Origin of the sequence: Haematomicrobium sanguinis DSM 21259, assembly GCF_000688395.1 — a bacterium.
GTDB classification, from domain to species: domain Bacteria; phylum Actinomycetota; class Actinomycetes; order Actinomycetales; family Micrococcaceae; genus Haematomicrobium; species Haematomicrobium sanguinis.
Window position 1 is genome coordinate 19029 of sequence record NZ_JIAG01000012.1, and the last position, 20844, is coordinate 39872.

Consider the following 20844-nt stretch of genomic DNA (forward strand, 5'->3'; position numbering starts at 1 on the left):
GAGAGTCACCTGTGCGCGTGAGGATTGATCTGGCGTACGACGGCGCGCCCTTCGTTGGGTGGGCACGGCAGCCTGGACAGTGGTCGGCTCAGGCGATTGTCGAGGCCGCCCTCTCGGTGATGGTGCAGCGACGGGTTGCCGTGACGGTGGCCGGGCGCACCGACGCGGGCGTGCACGCTCGCGGGCAAGTGGCGCACGTGGACTTCACCGAGGATGAGTGGGCGAGGCTGCTCGAACAAACCCACGGCGGCGGCGCGGCGCAGGTGACGGCGCGACTCAATTCGGTGATCGGGCTATTGCTCGCCGGGCGGCTCCCTGCGGATCGGATTCCTGATGCGGCGCTGGCGCTCGAGGTTCCCACCAGGATTGGCGAGGAGACGCCGGGGGGTGAGGGGCGTCGTCGGGCCTCACTGTTGGGTGCGCTAGCGGTTCACGCGCTGACCGAGGTGCGCGAGGATTTTGACGCGCGATTCTCCGCGCTCTCCCGGACCTACACCTACACGGTGTGCGATGCGCGCGAGGCGTGGGATCCGTTGCGGCGCGGGTTTGAGCTGTGGGTGGATACGCCGCTGGACGTGGATGCGATGCGATCCGCAGCGGTGCATGCGCTTGGGCTGCGGGACTTTTTGGCGTTTTGCAAGCCGCGCGAGGGGGCGAGCACGCTGCGGGAGTTGCAGGCGTTGTCGGTGACGCGCTCGGGCGCGCGAGTGACGTTCACAGTGCAAGCCGATGCTTTCTGTCACCACATGGTGCGGTCCTTGGTCGGCGGGCTGCTCAAGGTGGGCGCGGGGGAGCGATCTGGCGAGTGGTTTGCGGACCTGCTGGATTCGCCGCGCCGCGAGGGGGAGGTCGTGATGGCGGCGCCGCATCCGCTTGTGTTGGAGTCGGTGGAATACCCGGACGAATCGCTGTGGGCGTTGCGAGCCGAGCAGACCCGGGCGAAGCGGACCTAGTCAGGGGAGCTAGTCGTCGCTGTCGTGGCCGAGGTTGGCGAGAGTCCATTGCGGGCTGCCGGACGCGCAGGAGAGTTGGATCGTGACGTCGCTGCGGCCATTGCTGAGCTGGACCTCTGCGCTGCCGTTGTCTGAGTCCTCCCTGTCTTCGATGCCGTAGCCCTGTGCCGGCGTGACGGAGAGTATTTCCGCTTTTGTTCCGGTGCAGCGTCCGCTGAGAGTGCCCGCGTCGCTCGAGTAGGACACGATCTCCGTGGCAGGGCTCGGCGAGCTGGTGGGAGTAGGGGTCGCGGTGGCGGTTGACGTTGAGCTGGGCGTCGCGGTGGCGGTGGCGGTGGGCGTGGGGGATGCGGAAGTGCCTTTGCTGGCATTGGCCGCGAGCGCAGCGTTGACCTGCTCGGTGTTGAGCACGCTGCGATCGGAGGACGAGGCGATCATGGAGGACACCGCCCACACCCCGATGACGGCCGCCGCCGCTACACCCGCAGCCCACAACAACAGGGCGAGCGAGACCGTAGAGGCGAGGCGCGCAAATCTCTTCACCGAACCAGTCTCCGTTCTCGATGCTCAAGGAAGCCTCAACACCATGTTAATAGAGGGTTAATCGGGGCCGTGCGGGGGTCTGCGCGCACGCCCGGCCCGCTAAGCTGGGTGCCATGTCCCGGCTTCTCTTGATCGAAGATGACCCCGCCATTCGCCACTCTTTGGTGAAAGCCATGACCGAACGCGGGCACACCGTCATTTCCGAACTGGCCGGGATGCCGGGGCTGCAACGTGCCACCACAGAACCCCTTGATGCCATCATTCTGGATCTCGGTTTGCCGGACATCGATGGGATGAATCTGCTCAAGATGTTGCGCGGAGTGAGCACGGTCCCGGTGATTGTGGTGACGGCGCGGGAAGAGGAATCGGGACTCGTCAAGGCGTTGGATGCTGGTGCCGACGATTACGTGACAAAACCCTTCAGCGCCGACCGCTTGGAGGCACGGCTTCGGGCGGTGCTGCGTCGAAGCCAACTGACCGATGAGCCCACGATTCTCGAGGTGGGGGCATTGCGGATCGATCTTTCCGGACGGGTGGTGACGTTGGAGGGGAGTGCACTGGAACTGACCCCGAAAGTGTTCGATGTGCTCGCCTATCTCGCCCAGCGCCCGGGACAAGTGGTGACCAAGAGCGAACTCATGTCCGAAATTTGGCAAGCGCATTACGGCGGTGCGGACCGCACCGTGGATGTGCACGTGTCCTGGTTACGGCGCAAACTCGGCGAATCCGCGCAGGATGCGCGGTACCTGCACACGGTTCGCGGGGTCGGTGTGAAGCTCGTCAACCCGGATCACGGCGCGGGGACGGCCACGTGAAGGGAAGGATTCTGCTACTGACGGCGGCGGTCAGCTCGCTATTGTTGGCGGCATTTGTCATCCCGCTGGCGCTGTTGGTCCAGCACTACAGCGAGGAATCGGCGCTGGGCCGGGCAGAGGCGCGCACTCAGTATTTGGGTGGGCTGGCGGCGCAGGGGCCACGGGCGGAACTGAGCAGGGTTGTCGATACGGTTCAGGGAGACGGCGTCGACATCTCGGTCATCTTCCCCGATAACACGGTGATCGGTGCGCCGATCACCGTTGATGCGCCCATAGAACTGGCACGCACCGGGCGAAGCTTTACTGCCGAAACTCCTGGCGGCAAAGAGGTGCTTTTTGCTGTGGAACAATCGCGCGGATCGGTGATTGTGGTGCGCGGCTTTGTCTCGGATACGCAACTGAACGCTGGCGTCGGACAAACTTGGCTCTTTTTAGGATTACTGGCGCTCGTGCTCTTTGGCGTCGGGCTCGTGTTGGCGTACCTGTTAACTCTGACGCTCTTACGGCCCTTACGCAGTCTCATGGAGGCGTCTGCCCGCATTGGCGAAGGTGACCTGGCGGCCCGCGTGCGCCCGTCGGGGCCGGCCGAGATTAAGGATCTGGGTACTCGGCAAAACCAGCTTGCCGAACGCGTCGGTGAACTCTTGAACGTCGAACGCGAACGCGTCGCCGACCTCTCGCACCGGGTGCGCACCCCTTTGACATCGCTTCGCCTTGCCGTCGACTCGGTCCGCGACGGCGACACCGCCGCGACACTCAACGAGCGAATCGACGAACTGGAAGACGCCGTCAATCGGACCATCCGCGAGGCGCGGCTGCGGGCAAGCGCCGCATCGGTCAGCACCGATGCGATCGCAGCCCTGGCCGAAAGAGTCGCGTTTTGGGAGCCGCTCGCCACAGATACCGAGCGAACTATTACCGTGGCGACGCAAGTTGCCCAGGCGCGCGTGTCCCTTGCCCCGTCCGACTTCGAGGCACTTCTGGATGCCATCATCCAAAACTTTTTCGCTCACACGCCGGACGGTTCGGTCCTTGCCGTCACTGCTGGTATCCAAGAGGATGCACTGGTTCTTACGGCAGAAGATAATGGGCCCGGATTTTCGGACCTGGCGAGAATTGCCGAACGCGGGGAATCGGGAGCTGGAAGTACAGGACTTGGACTCGACATTGTGGTCCGCACCGCCGAGCGCGGCGGCGGCACGGTGCAGTTCGGTCTGAGCGATAGCGGCGGCGCCAAAATCGTGGTGCGGTTGAAGCTCACCACATAAGAAAAGTGCGGGCACATCACACCTCGGCGATGTGCCCGCAGCTTGACTCATGTTTCGGCGGGGGACGCTAAATGTTAGTCATCATCTCGATCGCCCGAGTCATCCTTTCCCGGACGGTTGTGGTCTGTGTCATCTTGACCGCTCTCCTCATGGTCGCGTCCGGAATCGTCCCGGTGGTTTGCATCGGCGGAGTCGTCCTTGTCGACCTTGATCACGGCGCCGGTGCTGGCGTTGACGTCAACGTCCGCATCCCGGCCAGTGTTCTTTGGATCCTTGAGGTCGACCTCCCAGACCCGAACACCGTCCTCGGTTTCTAAGTGTGTCTCGGTGACCGTCCAGCCGGGCAACTTCGCCTGAGCAGTTTTCTCGGCTTGCTGTTGACTGACTTTTGGCTGGGCTCCATTGCTTTGGCTCGCAGTACTTTGGCCGTCAGCGCTTTGACCACCCGGGGTCTGCGACGCTGGCGCAGACTGCGAGGTCTTGGCCGTCTTGCTGTGCGAATCCGAGGAATCGTCGGAAGCGATAGCGGTTCCGGCGACCGCTCCGGTGAGGAGCAGGGCTGCTGCGGATCCGGCAATGATCTTGGTTGGCGTTTTCATGGTCGTGTCCTTCTCAATCGGTGGGAATTGCCTTGCATCACCAACTGTTCCGGGACCCGCCTTAGCGCCGCACTAGCGAAACGTTAACGGACCGTCAAGAATCCTAGACCCGGATCGCGTCAATGACTTTGGCGCGCACGGCGTAGAGCGCGGGGAGCAATCCTGCCAGCGCGCCGACCACGGTCGCCGAAACCACCCCGACGATCGCCGCCTCGATGGGAAAGGGCGGCAATTGGGCACCCGTACCGGCCAGTATGGTGGGCAACAGCGGACTCTTATAAAGCAGCACCACAAAGACAACTCCCACCATGCCAGCCAGGAACGTTGCCACCACGGATTCGAGAATGATGCCGGCGAAAATGCGGCCGGTTGTCGCACCGAAGCTTCGGCGCACTCCGATCTCCGCCACCCGGTACTTGATCGTCACGAGATTGATGTTCAGCAGTCCCACCGCGCCGAGGAGCAACACCAGGACGCCAATGGCAGCAATGGTGAGTTGCATAGCCAGGAAGGGGTCACCATAGGAGAGGTAATCGACGCGCTGCACGTTTTGCCCCGTGGGCGTCAGCTCAGCACTCATTTGTGCGGTCAACTCGTCGGCTCGATCGGTGGGGACCCACATGCGCAGGCTCGCAAACTGCGACTGCTTGATCGGGAACACTGCCTCGGCCTGGCCCTGGAGCATATAAGCCCTAATGGGGTCATACTGATACTGGTTCTTCGCGACACCCACAATCACCCCGGTCATCTCGCGCGGACTCGCGATCGTGATCGAGGGATTGGAATCTAACGCAGGCTGGCCAAGAAGGTCATACATCGTCTCATTCACGATCACCGCAGGGGCCATCCGTTGCGCATCGGTCGAGGAAAACCAAGCCCCCTTCTTCATCGCAACCGTCAGTACCGTGTTGTAGTCGCCACCCCCAAACGAGGTCTGGGTGGAGCGCGTGCCATCGGGAAACTGGAACGTCACCTGGCCGTTCAATTCCGTGCTCCAGTACTTGACCTGATAGCGCTCCACGATTCCGGCAAAGTTCTCTGACACCTGTTGCGAGGACTGTGCAGCGGAGGGCGGCTGCACCATAATCGTTGCCGCCCGTCCGTTTTGCTTCTCCATCGCGGACTTGGTTGCCGCGGTGGAGATCTGCCCCATCGCAAAGACCGAACACAGGATCGCGACCGCCAGCGCCACCCCGCTGAGCGCCAGAATGATGCGGCCGCGGTGCACCCGCACCTCTTGCCAGGCCTCGGCGATCGTGGACAAGAGCGCCGTCATCGCGACACCTCTTCCAAAGGCACGCCAAGCTCAATGGGGTGCAATTTCCCGTCTTCTAACCGGAAACCGCGGTCGGCGCGGGCGGCTACATGGGGATCATGGGTAATCGTAATGAGCGCCGCATTGCTGCCGGCCGCGGCGGCCTCCAAAATGTCGATAATTTCCTGACCGGTACCAATATCTAGCGCACCGGTCGGCTCATCGGCCAGAATCAGCCGCGGCCGCCGCGCCAACGCCCGCGCAATTGCCACCCGCTGCTGCTCGCCGCCGGAGAGTTTCTTCGGCAACTCGCCTAATCTCTCACCAAGTCCCACACTCTCCAACAGTTCCCGCGCCCGATCCGCACGGCGATAAAACCCCGGCCCCGAATCATAAAAGAGCGGCATACTGACCTGTTCGAGCGCTGTCCGCCCTGGCAACAGGTTGAACTGCTGAAACACAAACCCCACCGAACGCCCGCGCAACTGCGCACGCTTCTTCTCCCGCATCCGCGCCGTGTCCTTACCTAAAATACTGACCGACCCGGAGGTCGGGGAGTCGAGCAGCCCCAAGATATTCAGCAGCGTCGACTTCCCGGACCCGGAACGCCCCTGAATCGAGATATGCTCGCCCTCCGCTACAGTGAGCGAGACCCCGCGCAAAATGTGCAACGGATCCTGGTCGATCAGCTCGACGGTCCGGGTGACATCGTGAACCTCGCAGATCGGCGTGCTCATCCGCCGTACACCATGCCTTGGCCATTCGGATCGTTTTGCGCCGGCTCGCCGGGCGCGTACTGCAAAACCATGTCGCTCTCGCTCAGCCCTTCGGTAATTTCTGCCTGCTCACCGTTGTTGATGCCAACTGTCACCTCGCGCTTTTGGGGCGTATCGCCGTCGTCCATCACCCAAATTTGCGCGGAACCCGCGCCGCCCAGCAAAGCCGTGGTGGGCACCAAGAGCGCGTTTTTTGCCTCGCCCGCGGTGAGCGCGATCTCCGCCTCGAGACCCGCGAACACCGCGGCCTCGGCGGGGATGGGGCAGGAAACGGAGCCGGTCACCGCAGCGGTGTCAACGGGTTGGGGCCCGCTCGGACCGTACTCGATGCCCGCAGGCTGCGGCGCGGCTTCCTTGTCGCTGGGTTTCGCCTCGCCAATGCTCACCCCCTTGCATTCAAAGGGCGCCGGGCCGCCGCGGATCGTAAGCGTCGCGGTGGTGGGCTTGTTGAAGAGGCGGAATTGCTCGTCCGAGGTGAGCTGCCCGCTCGCGGTGAAGGTGCCCGGGTTGATGCTCATTGCGTCCGAGCCGATGCTCACCGTTTGGCCGAGCAGCAGGTCGAATGGGGCAACCGTGCCGTTCGCGGTCGAATAGATGTCGAGGTACTGGAAGGTCGGACCGGTTGGCTCGCTGCCAGCCTCCGTGCCAGCCTCGGTGCCCGCCTCCGAGCCCGCCCCGCTTGGCGATTCGACCGGTTTGCGCACCTGAAAAAGCGGGGTGCCGACCTGCACTTGAGTGCCCGGCGCCACATAAAAGTAAATGACCTCGCCCTCGGCGGTGCTCTTGACGGGCACTGCGGGATCGGCTTGCACCGTGCCCTTGACGGTCACCTCGTTCTTAATGTCGCCGCGGCTGACCGGAATCGCGGCGGCCGCCTGCCCCACTTGCGGCTGCGCCTGCACCTGCGCGCTGGGATCGTCGCCAAAGAACGCGAGCTTGAGCAGCGCGGCCGCGATTGCGATGACCGCGATCGCCCAAAACGCCGGGAATATCACCTTTTTGAACACGAGCGGCTCTCCTTTGAGTTCGTTTGGCGCGATTGGGACGGCGGGCCGGGTGTGCCGGTTACCGCGCCGCCCCCTCGCAGTCATTACACTAAGCGCACTATTACGGAATGCACAATAGGTAGTGGGTTCGTGTCACGGCAACGTTGCCGAATTGAGACCAAGGAGAAGCACGACGGCGTTGCTCGCCTGAGGTGTCAATGGCACCTGAGATTGCTGGTCGCCTGGGCGTTTTGACCTGTTTAGCGCGCAACTAGTAAGATTAAGTGCTGTTGTGCCAATCCTGTTTCCATTGGAGCCCCGCGTTCGGCCTAGTTGCGTCGGCCATGATCACGCGGATGTCTTGCGCGAAGCACTGGATGTTGGATATCCAAGAGTCCTCACCTCTTGATCCGATGAGCGCACAAGACCGTTCGGCGCGGCTTCCGCGCCACCATTGAATACCTAAGAAACGAAGGCAAACACGTGCGTACGTACACTCCGAAGCCAGGCGACGTAGATCGTCAGTGGCACGTCATTGACGCCACCGACGTTGTCCTAGGCCGGCTTGCCAGCCAGACCGCAACACTGCTGCGCGGAAAGCACAAGCCAACCTTTGCGCCCCACCAAGACATGGGCGACTTTGTCATCATCATCAACGCCGAGAAGGTTGCCCTGACCGGCGCCAAGCTTGAGCAGAAGCGCGCTTACCGCCACTCCGGTTACCCGGGCGGCCTCAAGAGCGTGAACTACGCCGAGCTCCTCGAAAAGAACCCGGTTCGCGCCGTGGAAAAGGCGATCAAGGGCATGCTCCCGAAGAACTCCCTTGCCGCCAAGCAACTGTCCAAGCTTAAGGTTTACGCCGGCGCTGAGCACCCGCACCAAGCTCAGAACCCGAAGACCTTTGAAATCAGCCAGGTAGCTCAGTAAGCTCCGGCCACCTGAAACCAATATCTAGGAGAAAAAGTGGCTCAGACTGAAGAGCTCAACCCAGAGGTCAACGAAACCGAGGAAGAGCTGACCAGCTACACCTCGGAGTCCTCGACCGAAACCGACGTTGTCGCCAAGGAACGCCCGGCCCTCACCGTTGCCGGTGGCGCTGTTGGCCGCCGGAAGGAAGCCATTGCTCGCGTCCGCGTGATCCCTGGCTCCGGCAAGTGGACCATCAACGGCCGCGAACTGGACAACTACTTCCCGAACAAACTGCACCAGCAGGAAGTCAAGGAACCGTTCAAGATTCTCGATCTCGATGGCGCCTATGACGTTATTGCCCGCATTTCCGGTGGCGGACCCTCCGGTCAGGCCGGCGCTCTGCGCTTGGGTGTTGCCCGCGCATTGAACGAAATCAATGTGGAGAACAACCGTCCGGGCCTGAAGAAGGCTGGATTCCTCTCCCGCGATGCACGCATCAAGGAACGTAAGAAGGCTGGTTTGAAGAAGGCCCGCAAGGCGCCTCAGTACTCCAAGCGTTAATCGGTGCTCGTGCACTACTCATACATATAGCCGCACAGCCTGTGCCCCAATTTTCTGGGGTGCAGGCTGTGTCGCGTTAAACTCATAGAAATGCGTCTGTAGCTGGGGGGCGGCTGGCGCGCCCGGAAACTAGAAAGTTGAATCATGGCTCGTCTCTTTGGTACCGATGGGGTTCGTGGGCTCGCAAACGGCGTGTTGACGGCAGACTTGGCGTTGAAGCTCTCGCAAGCGGCCGCCGTAGTGTTGGGGCATAACCACGTGGAGCCGGGGGCTCGGCCCACTGCGGTGTTGGCGCGGGATCCGCGCATTTCCGGGGAGTTCATTGCGGCGGCCGTGGAGGCCGGGCTCGCCTCCTCGGGTGTTGACGTGTACGACGCCGGAGTGTTGCCAACTCCCGCAGCCGCCTATTTGGTGGGTAGCCTGGGCGCGGACTTCGGGGTCATGATTTCCGCGAGCCACAACCCCGCGCCGGATAACGGCATTAAGTTTTTGGCCGCCGGAGGGAAAAAGCTCTCGGATGAGTTGGAGGACGCGATCGAAGAGCAAATGTCCTCGGGTCCCCTGTTGCCGACCGGCGCGTCGGTGGGTCGCATTCAGCGTTTTGCGGACGCGGAGGATCGCTACGTTTTGCACCTCTTGTCCACGCTGCCCAATCGCCTCGAGGGCTTGAAGATTGTTCTGGATTGCGCGCACGGTGCGGCGAGCGGATGCTCGCCGCAGGTGTTTGCCGATGCTGGTGCTCAAGTGATTGTCATCGGTGCCGATCCGGACGGCGTGAATATCAACGACGGATACGGATCCACCCATTTAGGGCCGTTGCAGGAGCGGGTTGTCGCTGAGGGCGCTGACCTGGGTATTGCTCATGACGGCGACGCGGACCGTTGCCTCGCGGTCGATCACACCGGCGCCGTGATCGACGGCGACCAAATCATGGCTATCCTCGCGGTGTCGATGAACGCGGCGGGTCACTTGAAAGACAACACCTTGGTGGCCACGGTCATGAGCAATTTGGGCCTGAAATTGGCCATGCGGGAGGCCGGAATCTCGCTTCGCGAAACCGCCGTGGGAGACCGTTACGTCCTTGAAGCGATGCGAGCCGGCGATTACACCTTGGGCGGCGAGCAGTCCGGGCACGTCATCATGAGTGAGTTCGCGACGACCGGTGACGGCGTGCTGACCGGGTTGCATCTGGCGGCTCAGGTCGCGCGAACCGGCCGCTCACTGGCTGACCTGGCCACCATCATGACCAAACTTCCGCAAGTGCTGATCAACGTTAAAGGCGTGGACAAGGCCGCGGTTGGAAGTAACGTCGCGGTGCAAGAATCAGTCTTAGACGCGCAGAACCAGCTCGGGGAGAGCGGACGGGTGTTGCTGCGTCCCTCCGGGACCGAGCCGGTAGTGCGCGTCATGGTCGAGGCGGCCGATGAGGACACCGCGATGGGCGTCGCTGAGCGGTTGGCACGCGTTGTGGAGGCGCAGCTCGCGATTTAGTGTGTCCTCGCGCGGGTGTTTTGCACATCTGCGTTGGGTGGTTCAGATATTCGCTTTCGCCGCCGATTGATAAGACTCAATGGTCGCTTCAAGCGCTTCCTCGAGGGGTGTCGCTGCGAGCCCAAGAGCTCGCTCGCTGAGGCTTGAGTCCACCAGGAACGGCTCGCGGAACTGGTAGGAGCTTTTGAGGATTTCTCGGGTCATGGGGCTGAACCAGCTCATGACTGAAAGCGCCCACTGCGGGACGGCGCGTGCGGTACCGCTGGTGCCAGCGAGGCCGTTCACTTTGCCTGCCAGCGTGACGCGGTCGTCTTGGGTTGCGTGCGGCACCAGCCACGCCGTGCCCCAGGTGTCGTCGCGGCGTGACACGGCTGCAATCGTAGCGCCGATGTCCGGAAGGTATGCCCAGGCATGGGGAATCTCTTGTTTGCCGACGCCGTAGGCGTTTTTCGAGGCGAGCAACGGTTTGAAGAACATGTCCCCTAAATGTGCACTGGAACCGGCGCCGGGGCCGAAGTAATCGCTGGCGCGCACCTCGGCGACTCTCATAGTTCCGCGCTTCTGTTCTGCGAGTAGCCGTTCCCAGATGGCTTTGCGTACTTCTCCTTTGGATTCGCGGGGGAGCAGCGGGCTGCTTTCTGTCATGGGGCCAGAGGTGGGGTCCAGGGCGTAGAGGTTCCCCATGAGCACCACATTGGAGCCGGACGACTGTGCCGCTGTTATGACCGAGTCGATGAGTGACGGCCACTCTTTTTTCCACGCGGGATAAGGCGGGTTTGTTGCCACGATGATCGTGTCCTGCCCGGTGGCCGCGGGCTTGAGTAATTCTGGGTTTCTCGCGTCGAGCGACATGGACCGAGCGCCGGGCACGCTCGTGCCGGAGCGAGTCGCGACGGTGACGGAATCGCCGAGGTTCAGGAGTGCTTTCGCCGCGTTGCGGCCGATAGGTCCGGCGCCAATGATGAGGTGTTTCATGTGGTCTCCTTGAGTTCAAAGTGTTTGTGAGCACTGCTCACAAATGTGAGTCTAGGGTGCTTCGGATTCTTAAACAAGAGCACTGCTCACATTTGTGTCGAATGCTCACGTTGGGCACAATGGAGGGATGACTTCTACGCCGAAGCAGGGGATTCGCGCCGAAGCTAGGGCGCGCACATTGGAGCGCATTGAGGAGATTGCCGGGGAGCAGTTGCGCGAGGGCGGAATTCCTGGTCTCTCATTACGGGCCATTTCCCGCGACCTCGGGATGGCCCCATCAGCCATTTACCGTTACTTCGAAAGCTCGGATGCTCTTCTGACGCATTTGATCATTAACGGATTCAATGCGATCTCGGATGTGGTGGCCGCGGCGGTGGGCGCCCATGGCCAGGAAACTCCTCGGGTCCGGTTGCGGGTGCTGGCGAGCGCCACCCGGGAGTTCTTTGTCGACAACCCGCACCTTTTTGCACTTCTCTACGGCACGCCGATCCCGGGCTATCAAGCGCCGCAAGACACCGTCGCTCCGGCCAGCCGCGTGGGCGAGCTCATGCTGGCCCTAATCGTCGAGGCGCGATCCCGCGGCCCGAAAGCGCCCAGAGTGGAAGCCAGTACGCAGCTTATCGACGGTATCGCTCCCTTGCGTGCGGCAATGCCGGATGCTGATCCCGATGTACTCGCGGTTGGGATCGCGGCGTGGAACCAGCTCTACGGACTCATCTCGTTTGAACTGTTCGGGCATTTCGTCAACGCCGTAGGAAACTACGCAGAGTATTTCGAAGCGGTCATGGACATGTGGTGGGACCGATTGCTCGGAAAGGAGTAAAAGAAGAGCGGGGCCGGGAAATGAATCCCAACCCCGCTCGCTTTTGGAGTAAATGACGCGGATTATTGCCGTGCTTGAAGCGAATCGCGGATTTCGGTCAGCAGTACGATTTGCGGATCGGCTGCTTCCTCTTCCTCTTCGATGCCAAGACGGCGGTTGCGGGCTTCGATCATCTTGTTCATCGGAACGACAATGATGAAGTACACCGCGGCGGCAACAAGGAGGAAGTTGATCACGGCAGCAATGACCCGGCCGTACATGAAGCCTTCCCATTGCATCTCGGCCATGCCGTTGGCATTGAATAGTTTTCCGATAAGTGGCGTGATGAGGCCTTCCACAATTGCGGTAACAACCAGTCCGAATGCAGAAGCCATGACGACAGCGACGGCAAGGTCAATGACGTTGCCCTTCATGATGAAATTCTTGAATCCCTGAATCATGAGGCCAGATTACCGCGCCACGTATGCCTTGGCGAGTATATACAGGCAAAATTTTCGAGAAACTTTAAGCAACGCATTTGGGTAGTGCACTCACTAAGTCTTGCGCAAAAGAATTCGGCGAACCGAATGATCAATTTCTTTCGTCAAAACTAGGGTCGCGCGCCCGCGAGTGGGCAACACGTTGTGCTCCAGGTTCGGTTGGTTGATGGTGCGCCAAATGCGGGTCGCGGTCTCGACTGCCTCCTCATCGCTGAGCGAGGCATACCGGTGGAAGTAGGAGTCTGGATCCGCGAAAGCACCCTTTTGCAAGGACTTAAACCGCTGGATATACCACTGCTCTATGTAGGACGTCTTAGTGTCCACGTAAATAGAGAAATCAAAAAAGTCGCTTAGCGCGAGCCCGGACTTGCCATCGGCGCGCACCCGAGCCGGCGCCAACACGTTCAAGCCCTCGACAATGAGCACGTCGGGTCGTCTGACGACGGTTTCGGCCCCCGGAACAATGTCATAAACCAGGTGAGAATACTGTGGCGCACGTACTTCTTCGGCGCCGCTTTTCACCTCAGAGACAAAGCGCAACAGTTTTCGGCGGTCGTAAGACTCGGGAAAGCCCTTGCGCTGCATCAGCCCGCGCCGCTCGAGTTCCGCATTGGGGTAGAGGAACCCGTCTGTCGTGACGAGTTCTACGTTCGGGCTCCCGGGCCAGCGGCGCAACATCTCCTGCAAAAGGCGTGCCGTCGTCGATTTGCCGACGGCGACCGAACCGGCCACGCCAATGACAAAAGGTACTCGGGAATTGCTGGCGTCTAAGAACGCGGAGGTGTCGGCGTGCAGTTGCCGAGCATTGTCGATATAAAGGCTCAACAAGCGGGAAAGCGGTAAATACACTTCGCGCACTTCGGCCAAGTCCAGTTGGTCGCCCAAGCCCCGGATCCGGGCCAGGTCATCGTAGTTAAACGGTTGCTCTAACTGATTGGCAAGCCGAGCCCACGCCGCACGGTCCAATTCCATGAAGGGCGTGACATGGCTGTCTGCCTGACTCATCGGGCCCGTCGTCGGTTTCGCGTCGCTCACCATTGGAATTCTGCACGGGCGCACAGCCAATATCAAAACGGCCCCCTCCTCCACCGCGAGTTGCCACGTCCAACGCTTTAGGCCGCGCGTATCCCGTCGCAAGTGGCAACTCGCGAACAATGGGCAGGGCTCGAGGCGCAACGTGACCTGGCGCACCCTCGGTCAAGGGTGGAGCCTCGCGCCAGGTAAAATCGAATACTATGTGTGGAATTGTGGGATACGTGGGCGTGGTGGACGCCAATGCAAGCAAGAGCGCCGGGCATCCAGGTGCTCTCGATGTGGTCATGGAAGGCCTTCGTCGCCTGGAATACCGCGGATATGACTCCGCAGGTGTCGCCGTTTTGACTCAGCACGGCGTCCAGAGCCGCAAGAAGAGCGGCAAACTGGCGAACCTCTCGGCCGAACTCGATGAGAACCCGCTTCCCGAGGCGTTGACCGGAATCGGCCACACCCGCTGGGCCACGCACGGCGGCCCCACCGATCAGAACGCGCACCCGCATCTGGCCGACGGCGGGAAGCTCGCCGTCATTCACAACGGCATTATCGAAAACTACGCCGAACTCAAGGAAGAGCTCCTCGCCAAGGGCGTCGAATTCACCTCGGAGACGGACACCGAGGTCGCCGCAAATGTGCTCGGCGATATTTACTCCAACAACAACATCTCGCTCACCGAAGCGATGCAGAAAGCATGCCAAAAGCTTGAGGGCGCATTCACCCTTCTCGCCATTCATGAGGACCAGCCGAACACCGTTGTGGCGGCACGCCGTAACTCGCCGCTCGTGGTGGGTCTCGGCGAGGGTGAAAATTTCCTCGGCTCTGACGTCTCCGGCTTCATCGACTACACCCGTCAAGCTGTGGAGCTTGGACAGGATCAGGTCGTCACTATCACTCCGGACAGCGTGGAGATCACCGACTTCGAGGGCAACCCCGCCGAGGGCACCGAATTCAACGTATCCTGGGACGCGGCCGCCGCGGAAAAGGGCGGCTTCCCGTCCTTCATGGAGAAGGAAATTCATGACCAGCCGGCCGCCGTCGGCGACACTCTGCTGGGCCGCGCCGACGCCGACGGCCGCCTCACCCTCGATGAATTGCGCATCGATCCCGAAGAGCTCAAGGACATCGACAAGATCATCGTCCTCGCCTGCGGAACCAGCGCCTACGCGGGCCAAGTCGCCAAGTATGCCATTGAGCACTGGTGCCGTATCCCGGTCGAGGTCGAGCTTTCGCACGAGTTCCGCTACCGCGACCCGATCGTCAATGACCGCACCCTGATCGTCGCGATTTCGCAGTCCGGCGAAACCATGGACACTCTCATGGCCGTGCGCTACGCTCGCGAACAGGGCGCTAAGGTGGTCGCAATCTGTAACACCAACGGCTCCACCATTCCGCGCGAATCCGATGCCGTGCTCTACACCCACGCGGGCCCGGAAATCGCGGTGGCCTCCACCAAGGCGTTCCTCGCGCAAATCACGGCCGCGTACTTGCTGGGCCTCTACCTGGCTCAGCTGCGCGGCAACAAGTTCCAGGGCGAAATCAAGGACATCTTGGCCGACCTCGGCAAGATTCCAGCCAAGATCGAGGACATCCTGGCCCGCGAGGACGAAATCAAGGACCTGGCCCGTTCCATGGCGGACACCAAGTCCGTGCTCTTCTTGGGCCGCCACGTCGGCTTCCCGGTCGCCATGGAAGGCGCCCTGAAACTCAAGGAACTTGCCTACATCCACGCCGAAGGCTTTGCTGCTGGCGAGCTCAAGCACGGCCCGATCGCACTCATCGAAGAGGGGCAACCCGTGTTCGTGGTGGTGCCCTCGCCGCGTGGCCGCGACTCATTGCACGCCAAGGTTGTCTCCAATATCCAGGAAGTCCGCGCCCGCGGCGCCAAGACGATTGTTATTGCCGAAGAGGGCGATGACGCCGTCCGCGACTACGCCGAAGACGTCTTCTACATCCCCGAGACGCCGACCTTGCTCGCACCGCTCCTGGCCACGGTACCGCTGCAAATCTTCGCCTGCGAGCTCGCCACCGCAAAGGGCTATGACGTCGACCAGCCGCGCAACCTCGCCAAGTCGGTCACCGTCGAGTAACACTCCGCAACGCACCCCATTGAGGTGGGCGCACGTCAACCCCGCCCACTGAACCACACGCTCCCGGGAGGTCGCCTGATCAGGCGACCTCCCGCCGTCGTTCCTCATCTGTGTAGCACTTAATGCCCATGCCGAGCACAAACATGGGCATTAAGTGCTACACAGATGAGGATAGGGTGGAAGCATGATCGTAGGCATTGGCATCGACGTGGTGGACGTACCACGGTTCCGGAAGCAATTGGAGCGCACCCCAGGTCTCGTCACACGGCTCTTCACCCCCGCGGAACGCGAACTCAACACGCGCTCGCTCGCCGCCCGATTCGCCGCGAAGGAGGCCGTCGCCAAAGCGCTCGGCGCCCCGGCCGGCATGAATTGGCAGCACTGCTGGATCAGCGTCGACGCGCACGGCGACCCCTTCGTCGAAACGATCGAGAGCGTCGCGGAGGTCGAACGCGCCAAGGGCGTCAAGCAATGGCACCTGTCCCTCAGCCACGACGGCGACCTCGCAACCGCAATGGTCATCGCCGAATCCTAAGGATTACCCATGCAGGACGCCTACACCGGAACCCAGATCAGAGAAGCCGAACGGCCGCTGTTGGAGGCCGGCGAGGGCCCGCACCTGATGGCACGCGCCGCGCACGGACTCTTCGCGCGCATCCGCGAACTCACCGAGAGCGCGCGCAACGCAGACCCCGCCGGGGAAGTGCGCGTGAGCGGGCTCGTGGGCAAAGGCAATAACGGGGCCGACACGCTCTTTGCGCTCGCCGAGGCGGCGCGTTCGGGATTAAGTACGACGGCGATACTCGCCTTTTCGGCGGCGCATCCCGAAGCGCTGGCTGACTTTGAAGCGGCCGGTGGCGACGTACTGGAATTGCGCGCGGACACCTTGGAGCGCGCGGTCGCCGCGTGTGAGTCGAGTGAAATTGTGGTGGACGGCGTTTTGGGAACCGGCGCTCGAGGCGGACTCGACGGGATTATCGCCGATCTGGTGCGGGCGCTGCGCCACGAGGGCGAGCCGCAGGACTCTCGCGCGTTTACCGTGATCGCGTGTGATCTGCCCTCTGGAATCGACGCCGATTCTGGCGAAGTGACGCCACCGGTGTTGCGGGCAGATCACACGGTGACCTTTGGTGCGCACAAGCTGGGGCTGTGGGTAGATCCGGGGGCCGCGCATGCCGGTACGGTTTCGGTCGTCGACATTGGGCTGGACATGAGCGTGCCCGCCGGGTATCAGGCCGCTGTTTCGGTCAGGTCCGCCGACCTGGCGCACGCCTTTGACGAGCCGGCACGCACCGATAACAAGTACACCTACGGCGTGCTCGAATTGATGGCCGGGAGCGAGAAGTACCCTGGCGCGGGTATATTGTGCACCGGGGCGGCGCTGGCAACCGGTGTGGGAATGCTGTGCTACAACGGTCCAGAGACCGTCGGCAGGATGGTGGTGCAGGCGCACCCCGAAACGGTTCTGGGTCCAGCAAAGAAATCTCCGCATGCGCTGGTGGTGGGACCAGGCGTCGATTTTGATATCGCCGAGACGCGCGCTCTTGCCATTGAGGCAATCGCCCGCGCCCGCAGCATTGTGTTGGATGCCGGGGCCATCGAACTCTTTTCCGACGTTCCCGAGCCGCAGCGCGTAAACACCATACTGACCCCGCATGCCGGTGAACTTGCACGCCTGATGAGCGCTCGGTCAGGACAAGACGTCAGCGCTCACGGGGTCATGACGCGACCCCTATATTGGGTGCGTAAGGCAATGGAGCTTACGGGGACGGCTGTGTTGCTCAAAGGCTTCACCACGATTGTGGCATCTCCGGAATCGCCGTGGGTTGCTGTGCAGGAGTCCGCGACGGCTCGGCTTGCTACCGCGGGCAGCGGAGACGTGCAAGCTGGGATCATGGGTGCGCTGAGTGCGAGGGATCAGCTGCCTTCACCACTCACTCGTGCGGCACTGGCGTCCAGGCTCCATTCCGATGCGGCATTCATTGCCAGTGCTAACAACCGGGTTCCCATTGGCGCGAGCGATCTGATTCCTGCCATCCGGGAGGCCATCCTGGCCGCCAGCGAACTCGCTTCCGATTAGTCCGACAATCGACCCAACGCTAGGAGATTCATGCAGTCATGGCCCGGTAAGTCCTACCCGCTCGGTTCGACGCTCGGCGAGGAGGGAACCAACTTTGCGCTCTTCTCCCAGGTGGCTACCGCCGTCGAACTTTGCCTCTTTGACGATCAAGGCGAGGAAACCCGCCTGCCCATCACCGAGGTGGACGCATTTATCTGGCACATATTCGTGCCCGGGATCAAGGCGGGGCAACGCTATGGGTTTCGGGTGTCCGGGCCGTGGGATCCGGCGCAGGGCGTCGTGTGCAACCCGGCCAAGCTGCTGCTTGACCCGTATGCCAAGGCAATTTGCGGGGATATCGAATGGGGACAGGCCGTTTTCGGCTACACCTTTGGCGAACCGCAGACCGCCAACGCGGAGAATTCTGCGCCATTTACGATGATGTCCGTGGTGGCGGACACCGGTTATGACTGGAGCGGCGAGTCCCGCCCGCAACACGCCTACCGCGACCTCGTCATTTATGAGGCGCACGTCAAGGGGTTGACCGAAACGCACCCGGACATTCCGGAGAACATTCGCGGAACCTACGCCGCCGTGGCGCACCCGGCCATTACCGAGCATCTCAAGTCCATTAATGTGAACGCTATTGAGCTGTTGCCGGTGCACCAATTCATTAATGATGATGCGCTCATCAAACGCGGTCTCACCAATTATTGGGGGTATAACACCCTCGGTTTTCTCGCGCCCGAGCATCGGTACTCCGCGAGCGGGGCGTGCGGCGAACAGATCACCGAGTTCAAGGACATGGTCAAGGGTCTGCACAACGCCGGGATCGAGGTGATCCTGGACGTGGTTTACAACCACACCGCCGAGGGCAGCGGGCTCGGGCCGACGCTGAACCTGCGCGGTATCGACAATCCGAGCTATTACCGGCTCGATGAGAAGGACAAGTCGGTGTATGTCGATTACACCGGCACCGGTAACTCGCTGAACGTGAGAAGCCCGCATACCCTGCAACTCATCATGGACTCGCTGCGGTATTGGGTGACCGAGATGCACGTGGACGGGTTCCGATTCGATTTGGCGTCCACGCTCGCCCGCGATTTTTACGATGTCGACCGGCTCTCCAGCTTCTTCGACCTCATCCAACAGGACCCGGTGATTTCACAGACCAAACTGATTGCCGAACCGTGGGATTTGGGTCCCGGCGGTTACCAAGTGGGGAACTTTCCGCCTAAGTGGAGCGAGTGGAACGGCAAATACCGGGACACGGTACGCGATTTCTGGCGCTCGGAGCCTGCCACCATTGGGGAACTCGCCTCCCGGCTCACCGGATCCAGCGACCTGTATCAAAGCAGCGGACGCACACCAATGGCGTCAATCAACTTTGTCACCGCGCATGACGGATTCACACTGCGGGACCTGGTCAGCTACAACGAGAAACACAACCAAGCCAACGGCGAAGACAATCGCGACGGCACCAATGACAACCGATCCTGGAACTGCGGGGTTGAGGGTGATACCGATGACGGTGCCATTAACAGTTTGCGCGCCCGCCAGCAACGCAACTTCTGGACAACGCTGCTGCTCAGCCAGGGTGTACCGATGATTTCGCACGGCGACGAGCTGGGCCGCACCCAATTGGGCAATAACAATACCTACGCGCAGGACAACGAACTGTCCTGGATTGACTGGGCGGCGGCCGATCAGGATTTGCTGACCTTTGCCCGGGCCATCACCGGGTTGCGCGCCAAACACCCCACCTTCCGGCGGCGCGGCTTCTTCACCGGGGACATGGTGCGCGGCGCCAATGGCCGCGAACTCCCCGATATTGTCTGGCTGGAGGCTAACGGCAACGTCATGGAGGGCGACGATTGGAGCAACGGAAACGCCAAAACCTTGGGCATGTTCCTCAACGGGGACGGGATTCGCAAGCCCGATGAGCGCGGGGAGCGCATTGTCGATGATTCGTTCATCCTGTACTTCAACGCCGATGGGAAGGAAGCCGAAATCACCATCCCGGATGGTGCATACGGTGCGCGCTGGGTCGCGGAAATCAATACCGGCTCGGGCAATGGCGTGCGCTCGGAGGCCGAGAGTGAGGAATTGTCCGCGGGGGACACCGTCGTGATGGCTGCGCACAGCGCCCTCGTGTTGCGCTGTGTCGCTCCCTGACCGGTGCCGGCCGTGACAAGATACCAGTATGACCTTTCACGCCAGCGATAATCGCTACGAGACCATGCCCTACCGCCGCACCGGACGCAGCGGCATTAAACTTCCTGCCGTGTCGCTGGGGCTGTGGCACAACTTCGGGGACAACAAGAACTTCGACGTTCAACGCGACATCTTGCGCCGCGCCTTCGACTTGGGCGTGAATCACTTTGACCTGGCAAACAACTACGGACCGCCGCCGGGCAGCGCCGAGCTCAACTTCGGTCGACACTTGCGCGAGGGCCTCGGCGCGTACCGCGACGAGCTCATCGTCTCCACCAAGGCCGGACACTTGATGTGGCCCGGCCCCTACGGTGACCTGGGCTCGCGCAAGTATCTGCTCGCGAGCCTGGACCAGTCGCTGGAGCGCATGGGTCTGGACTACGTGGATATTTTCTACAGCCACCGTCCCGACCCGGACACCCCGCTAGAAGAAACCATGGGCGCCCTTGATAGCGCGGTGCGCTCCGGCAAGGCGCTTTACGCGGGCATTTCCAATTACGACGCCGATACCACCGCGCGTGCCGCGGCCTTCCTTTCCGAGCTGGGAACCCCCCTGCTCATCAATCAGCCAACGTACAACATATTCAACACCTGGGTCGAGGATGGAGACCCGAGTCTTTTGGACACCCTCACCGACGTGGGTGCGGGGTCGATTGCGTATTCGCCGCTGGCCCAGGGGCTCCTGACCGACCGTTACCTGCACGGTGTTCCCGAAGGGTCGCGTGCCGCGCAAGGCCAATTCTTGAGCGAACGCAATCTCACCGAGTCCACGCTGGAATCCATCCGCGCCCTGGGCGAGATCGCCAGTGCCCGCGGGCAAAGCCTCGCGCAAATGGCGCTCGCCTGGATTTTGCGAGAGCAACCCGGCGGGGTGGCGCCGGTGACGTCCGCGTTGATCGGTGCGTCCTCGGTCGCACAGCTGGAAGATAATCTCGAGGCAGTCAAGAATCTTGACTTTAGCGCACAGGAATTGGAAGAGATCGATACCGCAAGGGCGTTGCGCAAAGAGTAGACGCCGT

Annotated in this window: 20 protein-coding genes; 12 read left to right on the forward strand and 8 right to left on the reverse strand. The window is 61.7% G+C overall.

What is annotated here, in order from left to right:
- Nucleotides 1-17: 17 nt before the first annotated feature.
- On the forward strand, nt 18-953 hold the full coding sequence (locus O148_RS0110995; protein WP_420805789.1) for a tRNA pseudouridine synthase A: 936 nt from the start codon (nt 18-20) through the stop codon (nt 951-953).
- Between the two features lie 9 nt (nt 954-962).
- Here the strand turns inward: O148_RS0110995 and O148_RS17990 are convergent, their stop codons facing one another.
- Nucleotides 963-1496, reverse strand: coding sequence for a hypothetical protein (locus O148_RS17990; protein ID WP_026530954.1), 534 nt, complete (start codon nt 1494-1496; stop codon nt 963-965).
- A gap of 113 nt (nt 1497-1609) precedes the next feature.
- Here O148_RS17990 and O148_RS0111005 point away from each other — a divergent pair, with 113 nt between their 5' ends.
- Both O148_RS0111005 and O148_RS0111010 read left to right on the forward strand, forming a co-directional pair.
- The gene (locus O148_RS0111005) at nt 1610-2311 is read left to right on the forward strand and encodes a response regulator transcription factor (RefSeq protein ID WP_026530955.1); all 702 of its coding nucleotides are present in this window, start codon (nt 1610-1612) and stop codon (nt 2309-2311) included.
- Nucleotides 2308-3579, forward strand: a complete 1272-nt coding sequence (locus O148_RS0111010; RefSeq protein WP_026530956.1) for a HAMP domain-containing sensor histidine kinase — start codon at nt 2308-2310, stop codon at nt 3577-3579. Before O148_RS0111005 ends, O148_RS0111010 begins: the two co-directional genes overlap by 4 nt.
- 74 nt (nt 3580-3653) lie before the next feature.
- Here the strand turns inward: O148_RS0111010 and O148_RS17180 are convergent, their stop codons facing one another.
- From O148_RS17180 to O148_RS0111030, 4 genes are all read right to left on the reverse strand, one after another.
- Nucleotides 3654-4178: a PepSY domain-containing protein gene (locus O148_RS17180; RefSeq protein ID WP_051620123.1), complete on the reverse strand. Its 525-nt coding sequence runs from the start codon at nt 4176-4178 to the stop codon at nt 3654-3656.
- Between the two features lie 103 nt (nt 4179-4281).
- Nucleotides 4282-5454 carry an ABC transporter permease gene (locus O148_RS0111020; RefSeq protein WP_026530957.1) on the reverse strand — a complete coding sequence of 391 codons (1173 nt, stop codon included), beginning with the start codon at nt 5452-5454 and terminating at the stop codon, nt 4282-4284.
- Nucleotides 5451-6170, reverse strand: a complete 720-nt coding sequence (locus O148_RS0111025) for an ABC transporter ATP-binding protein (RefSeq protein ID WP_035745896.1) — start codon at nt 6168-6170, stop codon at nt 5451-5453. Before O148_RS0111025 ends, O148_RS0111020 begins: the two co-directional genes overlap by 4 nt.
- Nucleotides 6167-7216 (reverse strand): efflux RND transporter periplasmic adaptor subunit, encoded by a 1050-nt coding sequence (locus O148_RS0111030; RefSeq protein WP_026530959.1) that lies wholly within the window; start codon nt 7214-7216, stop codon nt 6167-6169. Before O148_RS0111030 ends, O148_RS0111025 begins: the two co-directional genes overlap by 4 nt.
- 462 nt (nt 7217-7678) lie before the next feature.
- Between O148_RS0111030 and rplM the strand changes: the two genes are divergently transcribed.
- From rplM to glmM, 3 genes are all read left to right on the forward strand, one after another.
- Nucleotides 7679-8122, forward strand: a complete 444-nt coding sequence (rplM, locus tag O148_RS0111035) for a 50S ribosomal protein L13 (RefSeq protein ID WP_026530960.1) — start codon at nt 7679-7681, stop codon at nt 8120-8122.
- Nucleotides 8123-8158: 36 nt separating this feature from the next.
- Nucleotides 8159-8665 carry a 30S ribosomal protein S9 gene (gene rpsI / locus O148_RS0111040; protein WP_026530961.1) on the forward strand — a complete coding sequence of 169 codons (507 nt, stop codon included), beginning with the start codon at nt 8159-8161 and terminating at the stop codon, nt 8663-8665.
- Between the two features lie 144 nt (nt 8666-8809).
- Nucleotides 8810-10156, forward strand: a complete 1347-nt coding sequence (glmM, locus tag O148_RS0111045) for a phosphoglucosamine mutase (protein WP_026530962.1) — start codon at nt 8810-8812, stop codon at nt 10154-10156.
- A 42-nt stretch (nt 10157-10198) separates the two neighbouring features.
- Here glmM and O148_RS0111050 read toward each other — a convergent pair whose 3' ends face one another.
- Nucleotides 10199-11131 (reverse strand): Rossmann-fold NAD(P)-binding domain-containing protein, encoded by a 933-nt coding sequence (locus O148_RS0111050; protein ID WP_026530963.1) that lies wholly within the window; start codon nt 11129-11131, stop codon nt 10199-10201.
- A gap of 127 nt (nt 11132-11258) precedes the next feature.
- Between O148_RS0111050 and O148_RS16220 the strand changes: the two genes are divergently transcribed.
- Nucleotides 11259-11954 carry a TetR/AcrR family transcriptional regulator gene (locus O148_RS16220; protein WP_035745899.1) on the forward strand — a complete coding sequence of 232 codons (696 nt, stop codon included), beginning with the start codon at nt 11259-11261 and terminating at the stop codon, nt 11952-11954.
- A gap of 62 nt (nt 11955-12016) precedes the next feature.
- Here O148_RS16220 and mscL read toward each other — a convergent pair whose 3' ends face one another.
- Entirely contained in the window at nt 12017-12394 is a 378-nt protein-coding gene (mscL, locus tag O148_RS0111060; protein ID WP_026530964.1) for a large conductance mechanosensitive channel protein MscL, read from the reverse strand.
- 93 nt (nt 12395-12487) lie between these two features.
- Complete coding sequence (coaA, locus tag O148_RS0111065; RefSeq protein WP_026530965.1) at nt 12488-13438, reverse strand: type I pantothenate kinase; 951 nt, start codon at nt 13436-13438, stop codon at nt 12488-12490.
- Between the two features lie 230 nt (nt 13439-13668).
- Here coaA and glmS point away from each other — a divergent pair, with 230 nt between their 5' ends.
- The 5 genes from glmS to mgrA all read left to right on the forward strand — a co-directional run bounded on the left by glmS (nt 13669) and on the right by mgrA (nt 20837).
- On the forward strand, nt 13669-15552 hold the full coding sequence (gene glmS, locus O148_RS0111070) for a glutamine--fructose-6-phosphate transaminase (isomerizing) (RefSeq protein WP_026530966.1): 1884 nt from the start codon (nt 13669-13671) through the stop codon (nt 15550-15552).
- A gap of 184 nt (nt 15553-15736) precedes the next feature.
- Nucleotides 15737-16087 (forward strand): holo-ACP synthase, encoded by a 351-nt coding sequence (locus O148_RS0111075; RefSeq protein WP_026530967.1) that lies wholly within the window; start codon nt 15737-15739, stop codon nt 16085-16087.
- A gap of 9 nt (nt 16088-16096) precedes the next feature.
- Nucleotides 16097-17632 (forward strand): bifunctional ADP-dependent NAD(P)H-hydrate dehydratase/NAD(P)H-hydrate epimerase, encoded by a 1536-nt coding sequence (locus O148_RS0111080; protein ID WP_026530968.1) that lies wholly within the window; start codon nt 16097-16099, stop codon nt 17630-17632.
- 30 nt (nt 17633-17662) lie between these two features.
- On the forward strand, nt 17663-19786 hold the full coding sequence (gene glgX / locus O148_RS0111085) for a glycogen debranching protein GlgX (RefSeq protein ID WP_026530969.1): 2124 nt from the start codon (nt 17663-17665) through the stop codon (nt 19784-19786).
- Nucleotides 19787-19814: 28 nt separating this feature from the next.
- On the forward strand, nt 19815-20837 hold the full coding sequence (mgrA, locus tag O148_RS0111090; RefSeq protein WP_026530970.1) for an L-glyceraldehyde 3-phosphate reductase: 1023 nt from the start codon (nt 19815-19817) through the stop codon (nt 20835-20837).
- Nucleotides 20838-20844: the final 7 nt, after the last annotated feature.

Excerpts from the sequence above, each read along its gene's own strand:
- O148_RS0111005 (WP_026530955.1), top strand. The coding sequence starts at position 1,610 with ATGTCCCGGCTTCTCTTGATCGAAGATGACCCCGCCATTCGCCACTCT.
- O148_RS17180 (WP_051620123.1), bottom strand. The coding sequence starts at position 4,178 with ATGAAAACGCCAACCAAGATCATTGCCGGATCCGCAGCAGCCCTGCTC.
- O148_RS0111020 (WP_026530957.1), bottom strand. The coding sequence starts at position 5,454 with ATGACGGCGCTCTTGTCCACGATCGCCGAGGCCTGGCAAGAGGTGCGG.
- O148_RS0111025 (WP_035745896.1), bottom strand. The coding sequence starts at position 6,170 with ATGAGCACGCCGATCTGCGAGGTTCACGATGTCACCCGGACCGTCGAG.
- glmM (WP_026530962.1), top strand. The coding sequence starts at position 8,810 with ATGGCTCGTCTCTTTGGTACCGATGGGGTTCGTGGGCTCGCAAACGGC.
- O148_RS0111050 (WP_026530963.1), bottom strand. The coding sequence starts at position 11,131 with ATGAAACACCTCATCATTGGCGCCGGACCTATCGGCCGCAACGCGGCG.
- O148_RS16220 (WP_035745899.1), top strand. The coding sequence starts at position 11,259 with ATGACTTCTACGCCGAAGCAGGGGATTCGCGCCGAAGCTAGGGCGCGC.
- mscL (WP_026530964.1), bottom strand. The coding sequence starts at position 12,394 with ATGATTCAGGGATTCAAGAATTTCATCATGAAGGGCAACGTCATTGAC.
- coaA (WP_026530965.1), bottom strand. The coding sequence starts at position 13,438 with ATGAGTCAGGCAGACAGCCATGTCACGCCCTTCATGGAATTGGACCGT.
- glmS (WP_026530966.1), top strand. The coding sequence starts at position 13,669 with ATGTGTGGAATTGTGGGATACGTGGGCGTGGTGGACGCCAATGCAAGC.
- O148_RS0111075 (WP_026530967.1), top strand. The coding sequence starts at position 15,737 with ATGATCGTAGGCATTGGCATCGACGTGGTGGACGTACCACGGTTCCGG.
- O148_RS0111080 (WP_026530968.1), top strand. The coding sequence starts at position 16,097 with ATGCAGGACGCCTACACCGGAACCCAGATCAGAGAAGCCGAACGGCCG.
- glgX (WP_026530969.1), top strand. The coding sequence starts at position 17,663 with ATGCAGTCATGGCCCGGTAAGTCCTACCCGCTCGGTTCGACGCTCGGC.
- mgrA (WP_026530970.1), top strand. The coding sequence starts at position 19,815 with ATGACCTTTCACGCCAGCGATAATCGCTACGAGACCATGCCCTACCGC.